The organism is Asticcacaulis sp. P2_C5, from assembly GCF_056404555.1.
Genome location: NZ_JBFUDU010000007.1, coordinates 192,899 through 216,508, shown reverse-complemented (window position 1 = coordinate 216,508; position 23,610 = coordinate 192,899). Strand labels below are relative to the sequence as shown.

The following is a 23,610-nucleotide window of genomic DNA, read 5'->3' as shown; positions in this document are numbered from 1 at the left end:
GGCAGGTGATTTCTTTCAAGCGGCTTGAGGCGCTTGCGTTCGGATCGCTTTTCCAGTTCCGGGGTGGCAGGTCTTCGAAGCGCTGGTTGGGATGGGCGTTGATTCGCTGCCTCGATTGGCTCCGGTCAGTTGCGCGGATTCAACAAAAACACGACATAGCCGCGAAACCGTGGATTGGTCGCCAGGGCAGCGGGTGCAGTCCAGTCTCCGCCTTCGGCCAGGCCGATGCGGAACGGCACCTTTAGCCCGTCGAGGCTCTTGAGATAGACGGCATAGCCCGGAATCGTGCGCCGCCCCTGATAGGTTTGCAGCACGATCTCGTCGACCACCCCGCTGAGCCTGTTGAGCACGGCGGAATCGCTGCGCGTGCTCCAGTCGAGCAGGCCGGTTATGCTGAGCCTGTAGCCGACCGGCAGGCGGCGGCGAAAGTCACGCAGAAAGACTTCGTAATCATCGAGATGCCGGGTGGCGGAATCGAAATCGATCTGCACCCCCGCCACCGGAACGCCGCTGTCGTGCCAGCGCTGCACCCGCGCCAGCACCTGTTTGTAGGTCTGCGCGCTCCAGTTCAGGGTATGGACGCGGTAGACGATCCACACCTCGCCTTTGCCCACGCGCGGCGCAGCACCACCCTGAGCGATCAGCCGGCTGGGCGCTTGCGGATCGCGCGACGGAAAATCGACCTGGCCCTGCAGGATGTACAGGCTGCGCGCCTGCTTTAGCACCGGCGTCGGCGTCACCCCGGCCCACAGCCAGTAGGCGTCATAATCGCCCGCCTTCACCGGCGCAGCCTGCGCCGGTCCGGACAAAGCGAGCAGCGCCGATAGAACTATAGGCAGCCACCTGGACCCCCTCACCAGTAGTACTTTAAACTTTTGGCCCAGACAGAGGTACCGTACTGGCTTTTCAAGGTCTGGAACCACTTCTTGCGGATGCTGATCGGATCCTCCGCGTCGTCGCAGCTGTTCGTGCCGGCGGGCGCCCAGCAGTTGATCGCGCGGTACAGTGCATAGGCGCGCACATCGGCCGCGGACTTCGGATTGGCGATGACGCCTCTGTAGATATCGAGCCGTGATATGCCTACGCCGGGGAATTGCGACGGCGACGTGCCCAATTCGTCCGGCCGCACCGTGCCGGGCCTGTCCCGGACCGGCGCATTGCGCAGCACGCCATCATAAGAATGGAGGCGCAGGAACTCACCCAGGCAGATCAGGCTGCGCTCAGCACGCGGGTTCTGCGCCAGGGCGGCGCCGATCGCCCTGATCGATGGACAGGTAAAGCCGTCGCCGTCATTCGTACCCGCCCAGTTGAAATCATCGAGCGGCATCCCCTGCAACGGCGTGCTGAAGGTGCTGTAAGGCTCCACCTCCGCCAGAGTCGCCGGCATCAGGGCCAGGTCGTCGACAAAGGCGCGGTAGCGGCCACGCGTCAGTTCCTTGTACAGCAGCACATGCAGCGCCAGTTCGCGTTCGTGCTGGGACGGATTAGCGGCGCCGGCGCGCTGCCTCAACAAATCGGGCCCAGCCGTTTGCGTCAGCAGGACATCGCGATAGATCGGCGTGCCGATCGGTGAACCCTTGGCGAACACCGCGCCCAATTCCCCCGCGCGCTCGTAGTTCAGCGCCAGGGCCAGCTCGATGGCCGGCCGGCGCAGGATCGGCTCGGCCAGCGGGATGAGAGCCAGCCAATGCGTCCGCGCCACGGCCGGCTTATGCACGGCCTCCAGCGCCAGCCCCTTCAGCACCTGCTGGCTGAAGGCGACCGACGACATGTTGGGCCCGGCCGGGTTAGCGTCGAGGATCTTCAGCGCGCCGGCTGGATCATTCTCGTTGTAAAAGGCGTAGGCCGCCAGCAGATAGTCATAAAGCGGCTTTTGAGCGGCGAACAGCGGACGCTGGGCTTCCAGCTCGGCGCGGCTCAATGTGGCGGGAGAACCGGGTTCCTGGCGCATGGACATCAGGTCGCGGGCGGCCAACAGGCGAGGCTCGTGGATATCCTTCGGCGCCACCTGGGTCAGGAGCTTGTTGTCGCTCTCATAGGCCAGGTCGAGCGCCGAGACGTTGCGCGCCTTCGGGTCGGCGGCCGCGAAGGCCTCGCCCAGGGCGTCGGAAAATTTGGTGCTGTCGCCGCCCAGCCACGCCACCCGGCGCAACAGGCCGCGCGCCGAGACAGCATAGCTGCCGTTGGGGTAGTCGCGCAGATAGCTGCGGAATTCCACCTCGGCCTTGGCCAGCGGCGCCCTGTCGACCTTGTCGAGTATCATCTCGCCGTAATCGCCGAACGACGTCGCCTGGGCGGCATTGAGATCAACGCGGGCCAGCATGTAGCGCGACGCTTCCTTCAACCACGGCAGTCGGCTGTCGGTCAGGTTGGCGAAACCCCACCGCGCATTGGCGAAATCGCCGGCGTAGAAGTCGGCCGCGGCGCCCATATAGAGGGCAAAGGCCTTGCCCGCCTCCGACCGGATGCTGGTTGCCGGCACGGCGACGGTGGCCCGTGCGTCGTCGTTGCAGGCTTCGCCAAGCGCGTTGCGGGCCTTGGTGAGAACGGCCTGCTCGGTCTTCGGGGCGGGACTTGCCGCCAGGGCCACCAGATAGGCGTCACGCGCGGCGGCGTTGCTGCGGCAGCGGTCGCCTTCGCCCTCGACGAAGTCGCTGACCGGGTCCGCCGGCTTGCGCCGATCATTGAGAATCTCGGCCAGGGTATCGAAATCGAGCGGTGTCTGGCCGGCATGAGGATCCGGCGGGGTTTGCGGGCTGATGGGCGCAGGCAGGCGCGGATGGGTCAAACCGGCATCGCCGAGAAGCAACAGGACATTGACCCGGCTGTCGTTCGACGGGGCGAGAAACGGCAGGTTGTTCTCGATTTGAGTCTGGATCAGCGAATAGAGCTTCGGAACGCTGTAATCGCTACAAGCAAACGCCGCGCCGAAGTTGAGCGCGCAGGCGACTATGGCGCCCAGACCGACGGCGCTCGACCACCGCCTGGCTTTACGCTTCGTTGCGAATTCCGCTCCTGCCACGGGTGTCCTCCCCCAGTTTCACCAGGGCAGTATAGACTTCGGTTAGCCGCAACGCGCAACGTAAATTCCAGCCATCTCCGGACGGCTTTGTGCGGAAATGTCCAGAGGAAAGGTTACTCCCAAGCCAGCTTTAAGACGTTGAACTTCTGTTGAGTTTGGAACTACCCCAAACTTGAAAAGCACTGAAAATGCGGATTATTCCCTTCTCCCCGCCCGAGGGCTAGGCGATTCACACTTCTCAAAAAAGGCAAGTAAACTCAGTAAGATTTTGGTGTGAGATGTCAGGGCTTTGACGCTAAAATCCGGAGCCATGTTTACGCGGTAGCTAAGGCCCCCCACCGTCGCGGCTTACGCGCCGAAGACGCGCGAGCGCAGCGCCACCTCCCCCGCGTGGCGGTGGAGTATAAGAAAAACAAATACTTATACCGCCCCGTGAGTGGGGCGGGGGACCGCCCGAGACATTGCGAAGCGTAGCGCAGCTTTGGCGAAGGGTGGTGGTGGGGGTCTTCGGTCGTTCAGTCACTCAAACCAAGCAGATTTGTGCATACCCTAGCGTCCGAGGGGAGAAGGGAATTATCGACGAATTTGCACTTTGTTCGACGCGTTCATCCCCTTGGGAGCTATGAACAAAGCGCGCCGGAATAGCCCGGCTTCTGTTCAATGATGTTCCAGAGGCTCAAGTCCGGTACCGCCGTGACTATCCGGATGCATCTTCTTCAGTGATCGGCGAACTTCCGGCTTGAATTCGTCGTTCCAGTGCGTTGTGAACACGATAATTCCAGCTTTTGAGGCACGGTCGAATTGATATGAGCCGCTAAAGAACCAGGTCCTGCCGCCGTGGCCTATTGAGACCAGGTCGCTGTCGGGGTTTCTCACGGCAGCAAAACCAATGGCGTCGCCGTATTCGAGATTTCCGTCGGATGGCACAACAAGCCTGAAGGAGTCGTCGAGCGCTTCGTGAGACAGAACTGTCTCAGGCCCTAAGCCCATCTGGAAGCGCATCAGCTTTAGCATGTCTTCCATGGTCGAGAAGGCTCCACCCGCGGGCAGCATGGGGCTCTTCTTCCAGGATGGCAGATGCGCCACGGTTTCGTCACCATAGGCAAATCGCTTCGAAGACTCCTCGGTAATAGCGAAGCTCGTGTCATGCATGCCCAGAGGTTCGAGGATTTCCGTCTCTACATACTCGTCATAGGCGCGCCCCGCCGCCCTGCTGAGCGCGAGCCCAAGAATTGCGTAACCGCTATTGGAATAGGCGCGCCGGGTGCCAGGTTCGAACCTGAACCTGTGGTGCTTCATATTGTCTGCCAGGCGTTGATCCCAGCTCCCTGGCAGAGCGTCCTCCCAAGGGAGCGCATTGCCGGTCGTCGGAGCAGGATATGTATCGTCAGCATCGATGCCGGACGTCATCGTGGCGAGTTGCATCAAGGTAACGCCGGGCGCCCAGGGGTAGGGGTTGGGAATGTCCGCAAATTCCGGCACATATTTGTCAACCCTGTCGGTAAGGTGAACGACGCCTCGGTCGACCAATTGCAGAAACATGATCCCCGTCAAGACTTTGGTTATCGACGCAATCGGGTAGATGGTCCGGGACGTCGGCAAGACATCATTTCCGATGACGGTGGAGCCATAATGCTTCTGGGCAACCAGTTCCCCGTTCTCGATGATTCCTACCGATACAGCGCGACCCGGCGTCTTTTCCGCGGCCACGTTTATGGCGTCTTCGATTTCCGCGTAAAGCCCTGCATTGGGGGCTGGCTTTGCGGCGGAGTCACAGGCACCAGATGCCGCCAGGAGCGTCGCAACCATCAACGCAGCCGAATACCGCGCAAACCGAAGCGGCGTACTGGCGCTTATTGACCTGCCCTTCATTCTCGTCCCCCATTATTGGTTCAGGTGTCCTTGCCGACCAGGCCGGTATCATGGCGATATCGTCGTCGCAATGTGTAGAAATCTTCAAAATCGCATCGGCTATATCAGCCGGTGTACCTGCCAGCTTAAGGAATTTTTGGCTTGTAAGGCAACATTAGCGTCCATGGGTCAGGGGGCAGAGACATTTTCTGCACCATTCAGTTCGTACCCGCCGCTAGAGCGATATGACTTTAGATAGAATCGTCATTTCGCTCTAACTTTTTGTTTTGTCGCGCAATTTAACCGAAAACGGGGCCGCCCGTGCGGTGGCGTCCACTTTATCGGATTGCGCTCTAGGATATTGGCACTTCACCGGAGAGCCAAAATCTCGTCGAGCGAAAATCGATCATCAAGTGACATCGCGGATCACGTCCAAGAACGCTCGAAGTTTCGAAGCTCTTGCCGCTCTTTGTGGGAAGTACAGAAATAATCCCGGCTCCGTTATCGCCGCTTGCGGAAGTATCTCGACAAGTCGCCCATCGGAAAGCTCGGTGGCAATAAGTTGCTCGAATAGATAGGCGATCCCGAGTCCAGCGACAGCCAACTGCGCCGCATAAGAAGAATCCGACACGCGCACAGTGCCCGAAACCGCCAATCTTATGTCTTTGCCTTGGTCATCCAGGTCCCAGGCATAAACCGCTCCTGAACCCAACAGTCGGTAGCCAATGCAGTTGTGCATCCGCAGTTCGTCGAAATTCGCAGGCGTACCGGTCCTGGCAAGATATTCCGGTGACGCCGCGATAATCGCGCGCAATGGCGGGGTCATACGCACGGCGACCATATCCTGCGCGATCATCTCTCCCAACCGTATGCCAGCATCGAAGCCCTCCGCGACAACGTCGGTGAGCGCGTCGTCGCTAATAACCTCAATGGTCAATTGGGGATGGCGGCGGCTGGCCTCCAAGAGAATAGGCGTCAATCCAAGGTGTAGAGCAACGTGCGGCACGTTAATCCGTAGCAGACCCGACACCTGTTGCTGTCCGGCCCTAACTGTCTCCGCCGCCCCCTCCAACTCTTGAATCGCACGTTCGGCGCCTTCTACATATGCTGTGCCCGCCTCGGTCAGGCTGACGCTTCGCGTTGTTCGCGCAAATAGCGTGACGCCTAGCCGGTCCTCGACGCTCCTGACGCCGTGGCTCACAGCTGACGCGCCAAGCCCCAATTCAGCACCCGCCCTCACAAAGCTTTTTGTTCGTGCCACGGCGAGTATGACAGGCAGATGGGTAAGAAGTAATCTGTCCATTGCTGAATTATATCGCATACCTTTTCCGAAACTAGCCTGATTATTTGCCACAATCGAAAAGCTAAGGTTTGGCTCGAAGCGATTTTCTGAGCGAGAAGGAGATCTCATATGAGCAAGACAGACCGAGTATGGTTTATTACCGGTGCCTCGTCGGGCTTCGGCCGGGCGTTAGCCGAGGCCGTTATCTTACGCGGTGAGTGCGTCATTGCAGCGGCTCGCCGGAAGCCAGCCTTGTTGGACCTGGTGGCGATGGCGCCGGAACGGGTGCTTGCCATGCCGCTGGACATCACCGATGCTGGCGCGCGGCATCAAGCTATCGCTAAAGCTTTGGACACGTACAGCCGCATTGACGTACTGGCAAATATTGCCGGCCGCGGCTCCCTAGGTGCCGTCGAAGAATTTTCGCTTGGGCAGTTGCGGGAACAGATGGAACTCAACTTTTTTGCCGCTGCTGAGATGACACGAGAAGTGCTGCCGACGATGCGGGCTCAAGGGTCAGGGCACGTTCTGAACCTCACAAGTATCGGCGGTCTGATTTCGATCGGTGGTTTTGGCCCTTACTGCGCATCGAAGTTTGCCCTGGAAGCCTGGAGCGAAGCACTTGCCGACGAGGTCAAGTCGCTTGGCATCCATGTTACGCTGGTGGAACCGGGGAATTTCCGCACGGAGTTCGCTGGTGACGTCAACATGCGACCAGATCGCTCAGTCAACGCATATCGCTCACTTATCGCACCCATTGAGGACTTCCTTTATGGTCAGGCTGGCCATCAGCCTGGCGATCCCGTCAAAGCCGCGGAGGCGATGATCGCTGTTGTCGATGACGCTTCCCCTCCCCGCCGGTTGGTCCTGGGGCCTGATGCCTATGAGGTTCTCGACCGCATCTATGCAGAGCGAGTAGCCGACATCAACAGGTATAGGGCAATGGGGGTTACGACCAATTATCCAGAAGCTGTGGTCCGGCCGATTGGTTCATGAGTGCCGAGTCTCGGCCGGTTGCTGGCTGGGAGTTCGAATGGCGAGCTTGGGAAAGCTTCCATTCGAGCAGTCCACTGGCGGATCAACGCTTCATTGCCGCCACGATAATCAGCACCACGAACAATACGAGCGACACGCCCTGCCACAGCTTTTCCGGATGGCGTTCGATCCACGAGCGGTGGCGTACGGTCCGGATCGTGCTCAGTGTGCCGTTTTCGAGCTGATAGGCCATCTCGAAGCCGTCCTGGAAACGTTCCGACGGATCGACCGCAATCGCCGTAAAGATAAGGTTCTCCAGCCAGGCCGGCAAATCCTTGCGCTTCACCGTCAGGGATTCCGGCCGGCCCATGCGCGGCTTGACGAAGGGTTCGATCTCGCCATAGGGATAGGCGCCCGTGAACATGCGGTACAGGGTCACGCCCAGGGCGAAGATATCGGTCTGCTCGTCGCCGCGGTTAGCGTCGAACATCTCCGGCGCACGGTAGCTGGCCGTGCCCGGCACATGTTCCAGGTCACGCGCCACATCGAGATGCGGCAGCCGGGCCACGCCCAGGTCGATCAGCTTCAGCCCGCCGCCCGGTGTTACGATGACGTTTTCCGGCTTGATATCGCGATGGATGATCCCGGCGCGGTGGAGGGCGCCGATGGCCTTGGTCAGTTTCAGCGCGATGTCCAGCCCTTCCACCAGTCCAACGCCACCGCGCAGCAACCGCTTTTCCAGCGTCTCGCCTTCATAGAAGGGCTGGGCGATATAGAGACAGGTCTGGCGCCTGGGCGGCAGGGTCAGAACCCCGCCGATCCACACGTGCTGGACCCGGCTGGCCACCCAGGCCTCGCGCGCAAAGGCCGCGCGCGCCGTCGCCTCGCTGCCTATGGTGTCGTCGCGCGGAAACTTCAGCAGGGCGTTTCTGGGTTCCTTCAAATCGCGCGCCCGGAAAACCCGGCTGTAGTCGCTGTCCGACAGCACCGCTTCCAGCTTGAAGCCGTCGATCACCTGGCCGACCTCGGGCGGCGCCACGATGGGCAGGCTGGCAAAGACCGCGTCGAGGTCTTCCAAGGTCACCGGCGGCAGCTCGACCACGTCGATCACCATGGCCGTGGCATTGTCGGTTCCACCGGCGTCCAAGGCGTCGGCGACCAGCTTGCGCGCCGTCTCGTCGGGTGCTGCGCGCGCGTTCAGTATCTCCGTCATCTGGCCGAGATTGAGCGGCCCGTGCACGCCGTCGCTCGACAGCAGCAGCCGGTCGTGGACCGCCACATCGTGCACCCGGTAGTCGATGCGGATCGACTCCTCCATGCCGACGGCGCGGGTGATGTAGTGGGTGTCCTCGGCGCCTTCCGGCTTGTGATCGCGGGTCAGCAGGCTCAAACTGCCGTCGCGCAGCCGGTACAGGCGCGTATCGCCGGCGTGGAAACTGTGCAGGCGATGGCCCTTGACGACGATGCCGGTGAAACAGGCCGACATGCCCTTCAGCTTCTCGTCCTTCAGCCCCTGCTGGAACAGCCAGTGATTGATGCTTTCCAGCGCCCGCGCCGCGGTCTTGCGCGGCGGCAGGGCGTCGCTCTGGCTGAGATAGTCGTCGATAAACGAGCGCACGCTCAGCTCGGCTGCCACGCGTCCGCCGCGCGCGCCGCCGACGCCATCCGCCACCGCGGCGACCAGGCCGTGATGGCGCGGCAGGTCTTCCAGGCACGCCGCGGCAAAGTCCTGGTTGTCGTCGCGCTTGCCAATATCGCTGGCGAATCCCGAGGCGATTCTGAGTTTCTCAATGGCCATTACAGCCGATCCAATGGCAGGATTTCGACCAGGTCGCCGACCGCCACGGCCGGGCTGTGGGCCCGCAGCCGGATCAGCCCGTCGGCGCGGGCAAAGACCTGGATCAGCGACGAATCCTGATCGGCAAAGGGCGTTACCTGCATCCGTCCGTGATCGGATATACCGACGCTGCCGCGCAGAAACGCTTCGCGCGGACCCGTAACCGCGATGGCGCCCAGGGCCACCGCCTTCACATATAGCGACCGCTCCGCCATACCCAGACTGGCCTCGATCCACGGTTTAAGCAGCAGTTGCGCCATGACGAAGGCCGAGGCCGGATTACCCGGCAGGCTCAGCACGCGCCGCCCGTCGGCCAGTACGCCAAAGGCCGTCGGCTTGCCCGGCCGGACCTTGACGCCGTCAAAGGCCGCCGCGAAACCGAGCTTTTCCAGCGCCGGCTTGACCAGGTCGAGATCGCCGACACTGGCGCCCCCGATAGTGACGATCAGGTCGGCCTCGACCGATTTCACCGCCTTCAGCAGCGCCTTCTTGCTGTCTTCGCCGACTCCCAGATAGCTGGCCTTGCCGCCCCATTGCCGGACCAGGGCGATCAGGGCGTGCGACGCCGATTCATAGATCTGGTCGCCCTTCGGCTCGGTCCCCGGCAGGACCAGCTCGTCGCCGGTACACAGCACGGCCACCGTCGGCCGCGCTGCCACGGTAACACGGTCATAGCCGGCCGCGGCCGCCAGGGACAGGCGCCACGGGTCGAGCCGCACGCCGGCCGGCAACAACAGATCGCCTGAGCGGAAATCCTGCCCGGCGTCGCGCAGATGACTGGCGCGTGGCATCAGTCCCTCGGCGCCGACCAAAACCTTGCCGTCGTTGTTTTCGGTATATTCCTGCAGAATGATGGCGTCGCAATCGTCCGGCATGGGTGCGCCGGTAAAGATGCGCACGGCGCAGCCGGAGGCCACCTTGCCCTTGAAACCCTTGCCCGCCTGGCTGCGCCCGACAACCTTCAGCGCGACCGGCGCCGTCTGGCCCACCAGGTCGGCCGCGTGCGCCGCATAGCCGTCCATGGCCGAGGCGCGAAACGGAGGCTGATCGCGCCCGGCCACGACTGGCTCAGCGACCACCCGCCCCAGGGCCTTGGCCAGATGCACGCTCTCGCCGCCCACCGCCAGGGCGGCGCTGCGCACCCGCGCCACGGCCTCATCGACGGTGGCGAGAAAAGGCGAAATCGGCAGATCGGGCGCCGGGGTCATATCCATCGGTCAGCGCTCATTGTCTATTCTTCGTTCAGGCGCGGCATCAGCTCGACCATGTTGCATGGACCGTGGCGGCTATCGAGCTGCCAGCGTATGACCTTGTCCCAGCCGTCCTTGACCGCGCCGTTCGACCCGGGTAGGCAAAAGACGAAGACGCCGTCGACAATCCCGGCCGTCGCGCGTGACTGCAGGGTCGACAGTCCGACGGTCTGGTAGCTCAGCATATGGAAGATGGTCGAAAAGCCGTCGATCTTCTTGCTCATCAGCGGCTCGATGGCTTCCGGCGTGACGTCACGCCCGGTAATGCCCGTCCCGCCGGTCGTCACAATGGCGTCGACCAGGCCGGAGCTGGTCCAGTTTTTCACCACCGTCCGGATGGCATGGACATCGTCGCGCACGATCTCGCGCGCCGCCACATGGTGACCCGCCGCGGTAATGCGCCTGGTCAGGATATCGCCCGAGGTGTCGCTTTCCTCGTCGCGCGTATCCGACACGGTCAGTACGGCGATATTGACCATCTTGAACGGCCGTTCGCGGTCGATCCGCCCGCCACCCAGATGGACCAAATCCTTTTCGTCTATCTCAGACATCTATCCTCCGGTCAGCGACATGGTGCGCGCCGGGCGATAGGTCCGCTCCGGACGCTGCCCCGCCGCCTGGTCGATATAAAATTCGTGCGCCCTGGGCTTGTGCGCCAGGGCCTGGGCCAACGCTGCCCGCAGACCTTCATTGCTCGTATCCTCGCGCACGGCGTCACGCAGATTAACGTGATCGTCCTGGCCCAGGCACATATAGAGCAAACCCGTACAGGTAATCCGCACCCGGTTGCACGTATCGCAAAAATTATGGCTGAGCGGCGTGATCATGCCGAGCCGCCCGCCGGTCTCGGCCACGTGGTAGTAGCGCGACGGCCCGCCGGTCTGCTCGCCCGTCGCCTCGACCTGCCAGAAACTGCGCAATTCGGCCAGTACGTCGGCCAGGGAGACATATTGTTCTTCGCGGCCGGCGATCTCGCCCATCGGCATGGTCTCGATCAGCGACACGTCCAGGCCACGGCCGTGGGCAAAGGCGATGATGTCGGGTAGTTCGGCGCGATTGTCCTGGGCCAACGCGACCACGTTCAGCTTGACGCGGATGCCTTCTCCCTGCGCCGCTTCGATGCCGCCCAGCACCTTGGCCAGGTCGCCGCCGCGCGTAATGCGTTTGAAAACATCGGGCTTCAGGCTATCGCACGACACATTGATGCGCTTCACGCCGGCCTCGGCCAGCCGCTTCGCCGCACCTTCCAACAGGGTGCCGTTGGTTGTCAGGCTTAGTTCCTTCAGCCGCCCTGCGTGCACCTGCTCGCCCAGCCGCGCCATGAAATCGAGCACGCCGCGCCGCACCAGGGGCTCACCGCCGGTAATGCGCAGGCGCTCGACACCGCTGTCGATCAGGAACAGGCTCAGCCGCTCCATCTCTTCCCAGGTCAGCAGGTCCTTGCGCGGCAGGAAGGTCTGCTGCTCGCTCATGCAATAGGTGCAGCGCAGGTCGCAGCGATCGGTCACCGATAGCCGGACATAGCTGAGACGGCGGCCAAAACCGTCGATAAGGGGTATTGCGGCACTCATGCTATAAACCTAGTCGCACGCCGCGATTATCTCAAGACAAAACCCTGAATTGCCTATAGTTTAGCTGGTAACAAACAGGTTGCAGGCCGTAATCTTACGAGCGTAACCCGGCCAGGCGTCCGCCCACAGGGAGCCCCTCATGAACCGCCGCCATGCCCTCCTGGGGCTCACAACCTTAGCCGCTGCCTCAGCCATGACACCGGTGTCCGCCAAACCGCGCACGCCCTCAGTCACCACAACCAACGGCCCGGTCACCGGCGCCACGACCAACGGCGTCGACGTCTTTCTGGGTCTGCGCTACGGCACCGCCCTGCGCTTCCAGCCGCCCGTCAAGCCGACGTCCTGGACCAAGCCCTACGCTGCGATCGCCTATGGCAGTGCGTCGCCGCAATCCGACACGCCGGATGCTTACGGAAAGAGCGAGGACTGCCTTTTCCTCAATGTCTGGACACCGCGCGCCGACGACAAAAAGCGCCCGGTCATGTTTTATATCCACGGTGGCGCCTACAATAACGGCTCCGGCGGCAATCCGCTGTACGACGGCACCAACCTGGCTACGCACGGCGACGTCGTCGTGGTCACGGTCAACCACCGCCTCAATGCTTTTGGGTATCTATACCTGGCGCGTCTGGAACGCCAACTCGGTGTGGGCAATAAGCTGGCTCATTCCGGCAATTGCGGCCAGTTGGACTTGCATCTGGCGCTGGAATGGGTGCGTGACAATATCACCCGCTTCGGCGGCGATCCGGGCTGCGTCATGGTCTTTGGCCAATCGGGCGGCGGCGCCAAGATCGCCACCATGATGGCGACGCCTTCCGCCAAGGGCCTTTTTCACCGCGCCGCGACCATGAGCGGCCAGCAGGTCACGACGTCCGGGCCGACCAATGCCACCACCCGCGCCGTGGCCTTCCTCAATGCGCTCAATCTCAAGCCCGATGCGGCAGGCCTGACTGCGATCCAGACCCTGCCGATGGACGACCTCATCGCGGCGTTGAAGACGCGCGATCCCGTGATCGGTTCGGGCGGGCTCTATTTCGGGCCGGTGCTCGATGAAACCGTGCTGTTCCGCCATCCCTTCTGGCCCGACGCGCCGGCGCAGAGCCACGACATACCCATGATGATCGGCAATACGCACGACGAAACGCGCGGCTTCCTGGGCGGCGATCCGCACAATTTCGAACTGACCTGGGAGGAACTGCCGGCCAAGCTGCCGCCGCAATACCGCGTCGATATCGACCCCTACCTGGTCATCGACACCTATCGCAAACTGTACCCAGCCATGTCGCCATCGGACGTCTTCTTCGCCGCCACCACGGCCGGCCGGTCATGGCGCGGCGCCATCGAGGAAGACGAAGCCCGCGCCCGCTCAGGCGCGGTGACCTATGCCTATCAGGTCGACTGGGCCTCACCGAAAGAGGGCGGTAAATTCGGCGCGCCGCACACGATCGACATTCCGCTGGTCTTCCGCACCACGGCGGTACCTGACAGCCTACCGACCAACTCGCCCGAGGCGCAGAGGATGGCCGACCTGTTCTCGGATGCCTTCATTGCCTTTGCGCGCACGGGTTCGCCGCAAACCCCGGCCCTGCCACAATGGAAGCCCTATTCGTTGCCCGATCGCGAAACCATGCTGATGAACCTGACACCGACCCTGGCCCTCGACCCGCGCGGCGAAGAACGCAAACTGTTCGCCAAGGTACCGTTCGTGCAGCAGGGGACGTGATGAGACATGGCCGGGCTTGATGCTGAGACGATTCGATTCTACGACGACGAAGCTGAGGTCTACGCCCAGGTCGTTCCCGGCGCCGACCCGATACGCCTTAAGGCCTTCGTGGATCGCCTACCCTCCGGTGCGCGGGTGTTGGAAATCGGTTGTGGTGGCGGACATGATGCCTTGGCCATGCGGAGCCTCGGACTGAGCGTAACGGCGACAGATGCCTCCGCTCCCATGGCAAGACAGGCCGAACTGAGACTGGGAACACCGGTTAAGGTCATGGCGGCTTCCGACCTCAGTGATCATGATGCGTACGATGGCGTCTGGGCGTCGGCCAGCCTGTTGCACGTTCCTCGCCCCGGCTTGACCGACGTCTTAAAACGTATTCATGCCGCACTTGTTCCAGGCGGGCTGCTCTATGCCAGCTTCAAGTCAGGTGATGCGGAAGGACGCGATTCTCTGAACCGGTATTACAATTTTCCCTCGGAAGACTGGCTGCGAAACGCCCTTTCTGCGGCCGGGAATTGGCAAGATATCGTCATCACGTACGAAGATGGTGACAGTTATGACGGTCGGCCGGCAACCTGGCTGCATCTGCTGGCCAGGAAATAGTCGTTGGTCGCCAGCGCCTCGCGACACGACGCCACGACGCCACGACGCCACGACGCCACGCGGTGTGGCTTCATGACTTAAGTAAGAGAACCGCAGATTTCGCCGATTAACGCAGATTTTTCAGAGCCTTCACCGTCAAAGGGCAGTCGCGATATCAAAATGATCGCTTCGCGATCGCAACGTGCTTGTTCAAACTGAAATTTGCAAATAACACACTGAAAAATCTGCGTTAATCGGCGAAATCTGCGGTAAATATGCACAGGTTCCGCTGCCCGATCTTTTCAGGTCTGACCCAGCTTCCGCGCCAGCCAGCGTTCGGCCAGACCCGGCCAGTCAGCCTGTGACCCGTCGAGATCACGCAGGGCAAAGCCATGCGGCGCCAGTCCGAACACATGGGCATCCAGATCGAGCGCCAGATCGCGACCCGTGCGGATAAAGTTCAAAGCGTGATCGACCGGCACTGAGGTGTCATGCAGCGCATAGGCCAGGAACACCGGACATTTCGGCACGCCCATGGGCTCGGCGGTGATACCGATCGGCCAATCGTTATAAAACGCCTGTTTCTCGACCGGCGGATAGTCGGGCTTGCCGGCCGGCGCCTTGTAGTCCCTGTGGTTGGCATTGACCGGGCCATAGGCGACGATCAGGGCCGACGGGGCACGAACATGGCTTTGACAGGCCATGACCCCAGCCATATGGCCGCCCGACGACAGACCGACCCAGACCAGCGGCAGATCCCCCGCAGCATGTTTTGAGTGGTCGCCTTCGGCTCCGGCTAAGAAATCCAGCGCCGCCAGGCCATCGGTCAGGGCGATATCCTTCGGCCACACGCCGCCCCTGCCGTCCGACTGTCCCGGCAAGCGATGAACCAGCACACAGGCCTCATAGCCCAGTTTGTTGAGCCACAGCGCCACCTCGACGCCTTCCTTGTCGTGGACCAGCGAGGTGTAGCCGCCGCCGGCGCAGACCACGGCCCGCGCTTTCGGTGACGCCACGCCGTAGATATGCAGTTCCGGCCGTGTAACGACTTTCAGCACGCGATTTGGCCATTCGCCTTCGAACCGGTTCTCCGCCCCCTCGCCCAGCGAGATAATTCGTCCCGGTTCCGCCGTCATGCTGTCACCTCAATGTTTGGGGTAGGATTTGGCAAACAGCGAATCCCAACCTGCCTTCGGGCTCATATCGTCGAGATTCCACTCGGCCTCGACAAACGGCGCCGCCGTCGCCTTGTACTGCGGATAACCGTAGTAGTTCTGGCTTTCCTGATCAATGATTTCGCCGCGGCCTTCGGCCACATCCGACAGGATCTTGAAGTCGACATCGTCGCGATCCCACGGCCGCGCACCCACCGCTCCATAGATCTCGTCTTCCAGCCGGTTGGCCGGTACGAGCTTGAGATCGTCGGGCAGGTAGGGCGCCGTCGCCATCATGATCTGCGCCGAACCGGTTGTATAGCGTCCCGTCATGGCGACCGGTCGGCCGACCACATCGACCGCGATATTGTCCTTTAGATACAGGCTGACGCTGCCGTCCCCGCCCAGGCTGAACAGGGGCGTCGACGGCACCGTATCCGGGCCCTGGCGGTAGACATTGCCGACCAGGGTGATCATCCCGGTTTCAAACGAATGGGTCTCCCATTCGTGGCCGATCAGGTTGTAGTGGATCGCCTTCTGGCCGGGATTATAGATCATCGAATTGATCTCGGCGGCGTGGACCCCGCCCTTGAACAGCGCGTTGCGCTCCTCGTTCGAGGCATACATGTTGGCGTACAGCAGAATACCCGTGGCGTTGTCGTGGATCAGACCGCCCTTGGAATGCTCGCCCTTGTCGTGGGTCGAATGGCGCAGGCCTTCATAGACCAGGTCGTGGCTGTAGGTAATGTTGTGCGAGGTGTTCTGCCGCCATTCATAGATATCGGCGCCCTTGAAACGCGGTCCCGAGGCCGACAGGTTCTCGTCCGTCGCCCACGAGAATGAGCAGTGATCGACGATGATATTATAGGCGCCATTGGTCGACAGGCCGTCGGCGTTCCACCCGCTCTTCTTGGGGTGACCGGCCTCGCCGGTACGGATCATGACGTGCTGCATGATGATGTCGTGGGTCGAGATGTTGAACTCGCCCTTGATGAAGGTGATGCCGGGCGACGGCGCCGTCTGGCCGGCAATGGTCAGAAACGGGTTCTTGATGCGCATTGATTTGCTGTCGAGATCGATCACGCCGCCGACTTCGAAGACGACGATGCGCGGCCCTTCGGCCTCGACGGCTTCGCGGAACGAACCCGGGCCGCTCTCATTGAGATTGGTGACCTTGATGATCCGCCCGCCCTTGCCGCCGACCGTATCCTTGGCCCAGCCGACAACGTCATAGGTGGCGCGATCGAGCGTCGCGGCGGGCTTGGCTCCAGTCACCGCCTGCGATGACACCGGTATCATTGTCAGTAGGGCTACACCCGCCAAAACCATAAATTTTTTCATTCCTGTACTCCCTGTTTTATTCCCTCTTCCCGTTTTGGCTGCCGCCGAGGCCGGGGAGAGGGTTAGGGTGAGGGGCATACCTGCGTATCGGCACGTACCTGCCCTCCCCGTTTATCTTACGCTGTGTCGCCGAACCTCAGGCAGACACCGTCTCGCGCCCCGCCTCCACGGCCAGCAAACTCTCATAGGCCGCTTCCACGGCCGTGACGAACCGACCGTCCGCCACCAGGCTTTCCGGAAACACCACCCGCAGCTCCAGAAACGCCGCGACATCCGACACGTCGTCTGCGCATGAACCGCCCAGGGCCAGCAACTCCGTCGCCAGGGGATCGGTAATCGCCTCGCCCGCCACGGCCTTTTTGCGCACAAAGCGCATCCAGGCCGCCAGGGGCATGGCCAGGCGCGCAATGTCGCGACCTTGGGCCAAGGCCTCACTGACCGAGCTCAAAATCCGGATCGGCAGTTTCTGCGACCCGTCCCAGGCGATCTGCGACAACAGATGGCGGATCGCCGGATTGCGGAAGCGCTGCAGGATGGCTTCGCAATAGCCCGGCAGGTCCATGCCTTTGGGAGCCTCCAGTAAGGGCGCCACATCGTTCAGCATCAGGTCACGCACCAACCCGGCCAAGTCCGCGTCCTTCATGGCCTCCGATACGGTCTCATAACCGCGGTGCAAACCGACATAGGCCAGGGTCGAATGCGGTCCATTGAGCAGGCGCAGTTTCGCGCGTTCATAGGCCGGCACATTGTCGGTCAGGGTCACGCCAACGCTGGCCCAGTCCGGCCCGCCGACATGGACATGGTCCTCGATCACCCACTGCGTAAAGGCTTCGCGCTGGATCGGCCAGGCGTCTTCCAATCCGATCACGCCCGCCACCCGAGTCCGCAAGGCGTCATCGGTCGCCGGCGTTATCGAATCGACCATGGTGCACGGGCATTGCAGTCCGGCCTCAATCCACGCCGCAAAGGCTGCATCGCCCTGGGCCGCGAAGGCCACGACCGCCGCCTTCAAGCGCCTGCCATTATTGGGCAGATTGTCGCACGGGATCAGCACGAAGGGCTCAGCCCCCGCCGCATAACGCAAACGCAAACCTTCGACGACATAGCCGATAAACGATTTCGGCGCCGAAGGCAGGCTGAGATCATGGACGATATCGGCATGGTCGAAATCCAACCTCCCGTCGGGCAGCAGGCAGTAGCCTTTTTCGGTCACGGTCGAGGTAACTATGCCGCAGGCCTGGAGGCGCTCCATGACGGCGGCGATATTTTCCGGTCCGACCAGGACTTCGCGCATCGATCCGATGACGCGATAGCCGATCTCGGCATCCAGCGTCGCCAGGATGTAAAGCCCGTCCTGCGGTTCCAAGGCATCGCGCACACCTGGCGAATGCAGCGACACGCCGCAAATGCCCCAACGCGGATCGGTCACCGCCAGGGCATCGAGATAGGCCGCCTGGTGGGCGCGGTGAAAGGCGCCGGGGCCAAAATGTACGACACCCAACTGCAGGGCAGCCGGATCATAGGCGGGACGGTCAGCAACAGCTTGGGCAACTGAAGACAGGGATAGGCGCGTCACAGGGTCACTCCGTTTTTCCAGATAGCGATTTCGCGCTCGTCATTACGTTCGTTGCAAGCCGGTTGCCCCGAGGCGGTGCGCAAGATCAGGTCCATAAGGTCCGTGGTAACGCTATCAAGGTCTTTCGTCAAAGCCTGGCCGGCATCGAAGTCGATCCAGTGCGGCTTCTTTTCGGCCAGGGCCGTGTTGGAGGCAATCTTCAGGGTGGGTGCCGGAAAGCCCAGCGGCGTGCCCCGGCCCGTGGTGAACAGCACGATGACCGCACCGGCCGCGGTCAGGGCGGTCGACGACACGGCGTCATTGCCCGGCGCTTCCAGCAAGCTCAAACCCTTTTCATGCGCCCGCTCGCCATAGCGCAGCACTTCGTTGAGCGGCGACGTCCCGCCTTTTTGGACGGCGCCCAGCGATTTTTCCTCAAGCGTGGTGATCCCGCCGGCCTTGTTGCCCGGCGACGGATTTTCGAAAACCGGCTGATTGTGGTCGAGGAAATATTGCTTGAAATCGTTGACCACCGACACGACGCCGTTGAACACGTGCTCGTCCTTCGCACGCGCCATCAGCAGACGCTCGGCGCCGAAGATTTCGGGGATCTCGGTCATGATCGCCTGGCCGCCGCCAAAGGCGACGCGATCGGCTACGCGCCCGACCAGAGGGTTGGCGGTCAGGCCGGAAAAGCCGTCGGAACCGCCGCACTTGACGCCGATGCTGAGGTCTTCGATGCCGCACGGTTCGCGCCGGTCCAGTTCAACGACCTTGACTAGCTCTTCCAGGGCCTCGAGTCCGGCCTCGACTTCATCCTCGACCATCTGGGCGGCGAAATATTTCAGCCGGTCGGCCGGGCGGTCTATATCCTTGAGCAGGGCCGACAACTGGTTGTTTTCACAGCCTAGGCCAATGATCAGGACGCCACCGGCATTGGGATGCATGGCCAGGGCGGCCAGCAGTTTGCGCGTATGGTCGAGATCGTCGCCCAATTGCGAACAGCCCAGCGGGTGGGTCAGGGCATGGACACCGTCAACGCGGCCGGCGAAACGCGTATCGGCCTGCCGCGCCAGCTTCTCGGCCGTCCGCGCCACACAGCCGACCGTGCACAGGATCCAGATTTCATTGCGGATCCCGACCCGGCCATCCGACCGGCGATAACCCATAAATGTGCCAGATGAGGGGTTCTTACTTTCGGCTGAAGGCGCACCCGCCGGCTCATAATGATAGGCCTCGACTCCCGTCAGGGCCGTCACCAGATTATGGCTATGGACATGTTCGCCCGCCAATATATCCCGCGACGCCTTGCCGATGACAAAGCCGAACTTCAGGACCTCGGCCCCGGCGGCGATATCATACAGCGCAATCTTGTGGCCCTTCGGCACATCATCGCGCAGTACGAGTTCGATCCCGCCCACCTGTACAAACGCGCCGGCCGGCAGATCGCCGAGCGCCACGGCGACATGGTCGCGCTCATGGACGCGCAAGACGCCCGACGGCGCCACGTCCCCCGCGCCCAAGCCCGCACAACTGGCCCGATCGTCCGGCATAAACATCCCTATTCGAAAACACGTGCAAACCTTTGTTGTTTGCACTATGGTAACCGGTGTCATAAGTCCAATCCGGGGTGGTTTGCAAGATGTTGGGGAAAATATTGGGCGCCGCCCGCAGCGGCAGCCCCCTTGCGAAAGCGTCAAAACCCGTTAGCAATGCAGGATCAGGCCGCTCATGACCCGGCCGACTCAACCCCGTTCTTTGGCACGCCCCCTCGCCGCCGCCAACGGCGAAGCCGACACTGTGAGCCTGACCGACACCATGCCCCTGCGCGCCAGCGACGATCCTGTCGAAGACTTTCTCCGCCGCCGCAAGAAGGCGACGATCAATGACGTCGCTCATCTTGCCCAGGTGTCGAAGAAGACCGTCTCGCGCGTCATCAACAATTCGCCTTCGGTGCGCGAGGAAACGCGCGACGCCGTCAATGACATCATTGCCCGCGTCGGCTTCCGCCCCGACCCCCAGGCGCGCGGCCTCGCCTTTCGCCGTTCCTTCCTAATGGGACTGATCTACGACAACCCCAACGCCACCTTCATCGTCAATATGCAGATGGGCGCGCTGGACGGACTGCGCGGATCGGGCACTGAACTGGTGGTCCATCCCTGCGACCGGCGCAGCGACACCTTCCTCGACGAGATCCGCGATTTCGTTGAACTGCAGCGCCTGTCCGGCGTCATCATCCTGCCGCCGATCGCCGAGGACCGCCGCCTGCTGGCCCTGATGGAAGACCTCGACGTCCCCTTTGTCCGTATCACCGCCCGGTCGGGCATGGATAACGACCCACCCATCGACAGCCTGCAGGTCGTGTCGCGCGACTACGAAGGCTGCGAACAGGCGGCACAGCATCTGTTCGACCTGGGGCACCGGCATATCGGCTTCATTGGCGGCAACCAGGCCTATCCATCGGCTCACGAGCGCCGCGGCGGCTTCGAGCGCGGCCTGAAGGCCAACGGCCTGACCCTGGCGCCCAATGCCATCGTCAACGGCGACTACAGCTTTGAATCCGGCTACGATGCCGCGCGCCGGATCCTTATGACGGCGCCGCGTCCGACCGCCCTGATGTGCAGCAATGACGAGATGGCCGCGGGCGCCTACAAGGTCGCCTACGAGATGGGGCTGAAGATCCCCGACGACCTGACCATTATCGGATTCGACGACGCCGCCATCGCCACGCGCATCAATCCGCCCCTGACCACGGTCCGCCTGCCGTCACGCGACATGGCGCACAAGGCGGTCGAAATCCTGATGTCGCCCGAAGCCGTCAAGGCGCCCGGCGGCACATTCGTCTTCAGTTCGTCCCTGGTCGTACGCGGCTCGTCGGGCCCAAGACCAAAATAAGGGGGCCCAAATTAGAGGGGCCAAGACAAGCTTTTTCCAGGCGAAAGTCTTCGCCGCTACCTAATCACATCTGAAACGCTGCATAACCGCGCCAAAGCGGCTCCGAACCCCGCCAGAATCTTGTTGTAAATTGCAATGACACCGGTTACCTATATTGCCAGGGAGTTCGGGCGGACATAAGCAGGACAACTGCCTAAGCCTTGAAAACGTTGGTATTATCATTATGACAAAGCCCTTGTCCCTGAATGGGGACCGCCTGTTTTCGTCCGACCCGGCGCAGCGCGCCGTCGCGCGCGATTTGTACAACCTTATCAAAGACTTTCCGATCCTCTCGCCGCACGGCCATACCGACCCGTCGTGGTTCGCCGATAACCTGCCGTTCGAGAATGCGACCGCCCTGTTCCTGGCGCCCGACCACTACATCTACCGCATGCTCTATTCGCAGGGCATCGATATGCGCGCGGTCGGCGTCGGTTCGCGCGCCGGACCATCGGACGCCGATCCCCGCGCCGCCTGGCATATTTTCGCGCAGAACCAGCACCTGTTCCGCGGCACCCCGACCTCGATGTGGATGCGCCACGTCTTCGGTCAGATCATGGGCTTCGACGTCTTGCTCGATGAATCGACCGCCGACTTTTATTTCGACCGTATCGGCGAGTTGCTGGCGTCGGACGCCTATCGCCCGCGCGCCCTGTTCGAACGTTTCAATATCGAATTGCTGGCGACCACCGAGGGCCCGACCGATACCCTGGAACACCATCAGAAAATCAAGGACTCCGGCTGGAAAGGCCGCGTTGTCACGGCCTATCGCCCGGATTCGGTCATCGACCCGGAACACGAGGATTTCCATGACAAGCTGAAGCAGTTCGGTGAGTTGACCGGCGAGGACGTCTATGACTGGACGGGCTATCTGCGCGCCCACCGCATCCGCCGCGATGTCTTTATGAAGCACGGCGCGACCTCGACCGATCACGGCCACCTGACCGCCAGGACCGCCAACCTGTCCCCTGCCGACAGCGAAGCCCTGTTCCGCCGCGTCACCGGTCCGAACGTGACGGCCGAAGACGCCGAGCTGTTCCGTGCGCAGATGCTGACCGAGATGGCGCGGATGAGCCTGGACGACGGCCTGACCATGCAGATCCACCCCGGTGCCTATCGCAATCACAATCTCAAGGTTTTTGAGACCTACGGCCGCGACAAGGGCTGCGATATCCCGCTACCGGTAGATTATGTCCATGACCTCAAGCCTCTGCTGGATGCGTTTGGTAATGAAAAGAACCTGACCGTCATCGTCTTCACCATGGACGAAACCAGCTATGCCCGCGAACTGGCGCCGCTGGCCGGCCACTATCCGATCCTGAAGCTCGGTCCATCGTGGTGGTTCCATGACAGCCCCGAGGGCATGACGCGTTTCCGCGAGCAGGTTACCGAAACGGCAGGCTTCTACAATACGGTCGGCTTCAATGACGACACGCGCGCCTTCCTGTCGATTCCGGCGCGCCACGACGTCGCCCGCCGCGTCGACGCCAACTTCCTGGCCCGCCTGGTCTGCGAACACCGTCTGGAACTGGACGATGCGGCGCAGGTCATAAAAGATTTGACCTACAACCTTCCCAAAGCCGCCTATAAGCTCTAAAGAGAGCGAATATGCAATAAATTGATCGTAAATGATCAAAAATGGAGCCTGCCTCGATGTGCCAGAATTCGCTGTACCGCAAGATCTACCACGCCACTCATCCCGACATGATGCAGGGCGCCGGCACGCAGGACCTGCGCGACAAGTATCATGTCGGCGGGCTGTTCGAACCGGACGCCATCGTGCTCAACTACACGCATTTTGAGCGTTTCGTGATCGGTGGCGCTGCCCCCGTCAACACGACGATCAAGCTGCCTGACCAGACCGAACCCGCTTCGGCCGCCGGTCACCCCTTCCTGGAACGCCGCGAACTGGGCGTGATCAATGTCGGTTCCGGCGCAGGTCAGGTGACCGTCGACGGTACGGTCTACGACCTCGATCTGAAGGACGGCCTCTATATTCCGATGGGCACGGCCGAAGTCCTGTTCACCTCGAAGGACGCCGCCAATCCGGCCCTCTTCTACCTGACCTCGACTCCGGCCCATGCGCGCTACGAGACGGTGAAAATCTCGATCGGCCAGGCTGTGCCGCTGGAACGCGGCGCACTCGAAACCTCGAACCAGCGCGTCATCTACCAGTATATCGTCCCGACCACCGCCAAGTCATGCCAGCTGTTGCTGGGCCTGACCATACTGGCGCCGGGTTCGGTGTGGAACACCATGCCGCCGCACCTGCACGACCGCCGCTCCGAAGTCTATTTCTACTTCGATCTCGGCGCCAATGATCGCGTCTTCCACTTCATGGGCGAGCCCGATGCGGCGCGCCATATCGTCATGCAGAACAACGAAGCCGTGGTGTCGCCGCCGTGGTCGATCCATATGGGCGCCGGGACCAGCAACTACGCCTTTATCTGGGCCATGGGCGGTGAGAATCTCGACTACACCGACATGAAGGTGCTCGATATCTGTCAGCTCGCATAATTCACCAAAAACAGAG

The 23,610-nt window shown here is 61.9% G+C and carries 18 protein-coding genes; 6 read left to right on the top strand and 12 right to left on the bottom strand.

From position 1 onward, the window contains the following. Positions 1 to 125: 125 nt before the first annotated feature. From AC1DXO_RS14280 to AC1DXO_RS14265, 4 genes are all read right to left on the bottom strand, one after another. Positions 126 to 809: a DUF3142 domain-containing protein gene (locus AC1DXO_RS14280; protein ID WP_476978836.1), complete on the bottom strand. Its 684-nt coding sequence runs from the start codon at positions 807 to 809 to the stop codon at positions 126 to 128. A 44-nt stretch (positions 810 to 853) separates the two neighbouring features. Further along, positions 854 to 3,022, bottom strand: a complete 2,169-nt coding sequence (locus AC1DXO_RS14275) for a PA5441 family protein (RefSeq protein ID WP_476978835.1) — start codon at positions 3,020 to 3,022, stop codon at positions 854 to 856. Between the two features lie 657 nt (positions 3,023 to 3,679). Further along, a complete protein-coding gene (locus AC1DXO_RS14270; RefSeq protein ID WP_476978834.1) occupies positions 3,680 to 4,894 on the bottom strand; it encodes a serine hydrolase domain-containing protein in 1,215 nt (404 codons plus the stop codon). Positions 4,895 to 5,282: 388 nt separating this feature from the next. Further along, positions 5,283 to 6,194: a LysR substrate-binding domain-containing protein gene (locus AC1DXO_RS14265; protein ID WP_476978833.1), complete on the bottom strand. Its 912-nt coding sequence runs from the start codon at positions 6,192 to 6,194 to the stop codon at positions 5,283 to 5,285. A gap of 90 nt (positions 6,195 to 6,284) precedes the next feature. Here AC1DXO_RS14265 and AC1DXO_RS14260 point away from each other — a divergent pair, with 90 nt between their 5' ends. Continuing rightward, positions 6,285 to 7,151, top strand: coding sequence for an oxidoreductase (locus AC1DXO_RS14260; protein ID WP_476978832.1), 867 nt, complete (start codon positions 6,285 to 6,287; stop codon positions 7,149 to 7,151). Between the two features lie 82 nt (positions 7,152 to 7,233). Here AC1DXO_RS14260 and AC1DXO_RS14255 read toward each other — a convergent pair whose 3' ends face one another. Genes AC1DXO_RS14255 through moaA form a run of 4 tightly spaced genes read right to left on the bottom strand, consistent with a single transcriptional unit; the run spans position 7,234 to position 11,788 of the window. Beyond that, positions 7,234 to 8,928 carry a bifunctional protein-serine/threonine kinase/phosphatase gene (locus AC1DXO_RS14255; protein WP_476978831.1) on the bottom strand — a complete coding sequence of 565 codons (1,695 nt, stop codon included), beginning with the start codon at positions 8,926 to 8,928 and terminating at the stop codon, positions 7,234 to 7,236. Further along, a complete protein-coding gene (locus AC1DXO_RS14250) occupies positions 8,928 to 10,181 on the bottom strand; it encodes a molybdopterin molybdotransferase MoeA (protein ID WP_476978830.1) in 1,254 nt (417 codons plus the stop codon). Before AC1DXO_RS14250 ends, AC1DXO_RS14255 begins: the two co-directional genes overlap by 1 nt. A gap of 17 nt (positions 10,182 to 10,198) precedes the next feature. Beyond that, complete coding sequence (gene moaB, locus AC1DXO_RS14245) at positions 10,199 to 10,768, bottom strand: molybdenum cofactor biosynthesis protein B (protein ID WP_476978829.1); 570 nt, start codon at positions 10,766 to 10,768, stop codon at positions 10,199 to 10,201. Continuing rightward, positions 10,769 to 11,788, bottom strand: coding sequence for a GTP 3',8-cyclase MoaA (gene moaA / locus AC1DXO_RS14240; protein ID WP_476978828.1), 1,020 nt, complete (start codon positions 11,786 to 11,788; stop codon positions 10,769 to 10,771). Between the two features lie 139 nt (positions 11,789 to 11,927). Between moaA and AC1DXO_RS14235 the strand changes: the two genes are divergently transcribed. Together AC1DXO_RS14235 and AC1DXO_RS14230 are read left to right on the top strand one after the other, a co-directional pair. Then, positions 11,928 to 13,511, top strand: a complete 1,584-nt coding sequence (locus AC1DXO_RS14235; RefSeq protein ID WP_476978827.1) for a carboxylesterase/lipase family protein — start codon at positions 11,928 to 11,930, stop codon at positions 13,509 to 13,511. A gap of 6 nt (positions 13,512 to 13,517) precedes the next feature. Beyond that, positions 13,518 to 14,114, top strand: a complete 597-nt coding sequence (locus AC1DXO_RS14230; protein ID WP_476978826.1) for a class I SAM-dependent methyltransferase — start codon at positions 13,518 to 13,520, stop codon at positions 14,112 to 14,114. A 281-nt stretch (positions 14,115 to 14,395) separates the two neighbouring features. Here the strand turns inward: AC1DXO_RS14230 and AC1DXO_RS14225 are convergent, their stop codons facing one another. The 4 genes from AC1DXO_RS14225 to AC1DXO_RS14210 form a co-directional block, all read right to left on the bottom strand. Beyond that, entirely contained in the window at positions 14,396 to 15,229 is an 834-nt protein-coding gene (locus tag AC1DXO_RS14225) for an alpha/beta hydrolase family protein (protein WP_476978825.1), read from the bottom strand. A gap of 9 nt (positions 15,230 to 15,238) precedes the next feature. Continuing rightward, positions 15,239 to 16,588 (bottom strand): pectate lyase family protein, encoded by a 1,350-nt coding sequence (locus AC1DXO_RS14220; RefSeq protein ID WP_476978824.1) that lies wholly within the window; start codon positions 16,586 to 16,588, stop codon positions 15,239 to 15,241. Positions 16,589 to 16,724: 136 nt separating this feature from the next. Then, complete coding sequence (locus AC1DXO_RS14215) at positions 16,725 to 18,164, bottom strand: mannitol dehydrogenase family protein (protein WP_476978823.1); 1,440 nt, start codon at positions 18,162 to 18,164, stop codon at positions 16,725 to 16,727. Next, a complete protein-coding gene (locus tag AC1DXO_RS14210) occupies positions 18,161 to 19,696 on the bottom strand; it encodes a UxaA family hydrolase (protein ID WP_476978822.1) in 1,536 nt (511 codons plus the stop codon). Before AC1DXO_RS14210 ends, AC1DXO_RS14215 begins: the two co-directional genes overlap by 4 nt. 178 nt (positions 19,697 to 19,874) lie before the next feature. On the opposite strand from AC1DXO_RS14210, the gene AC1DXO_RS14205 reads away from it, so the two are divergent. The 3 genes from AC1DXO_RS14205 to kduI all read left to right on the top strand — a co-directional run bounded on the left by AC1DXO_RS14205 (position 19,875) and on the right by kduI (position 23,594). Then, the gene (locus tag AC1DXO_RS14205) at positions 19,875 to 21,038 is read left to right on the top strand and encodes a LacI family DNA-binding transcriptional regulator (RefSeq protein ID WP_476978821.1); all 1,164 of its coding nucleotides are present in this window, start codon (positions 19,875 to 19,877) and stop codon (positions 21,036 to 21,038) included. 223 nt (positions 21,039 to 21,261) lie between these two features. Next, positions 21,262 to 22,674, top strand: a complete 1,413-nt coding sequence (gene uxaC / locus AC1DXO_RS14200) for a glucuronate isomerase (protein ID WP_476978820.1) — start codon at positions 21,262 to 21,264, stop codon at positions 22,672 to 22,674. Between the two features lie 71 nt (positions 22,675 to 22,745). Continuing rightward, positions 22,746 to 23,594 (top strand): 5-dehydro-4-deoxy-D-glucuronate isomerase, encoded by an 849-nt coding sequence (gene kduI / locus AC1DXO_RS14195; protein WP_476978930.1) that lies wholly within the window; start codon positions 22,746 to 22,748, stop codon positions 23,592 to 23,594. Positions 23,595 to 23,610 lie beyond the last annotated feature (16 nt).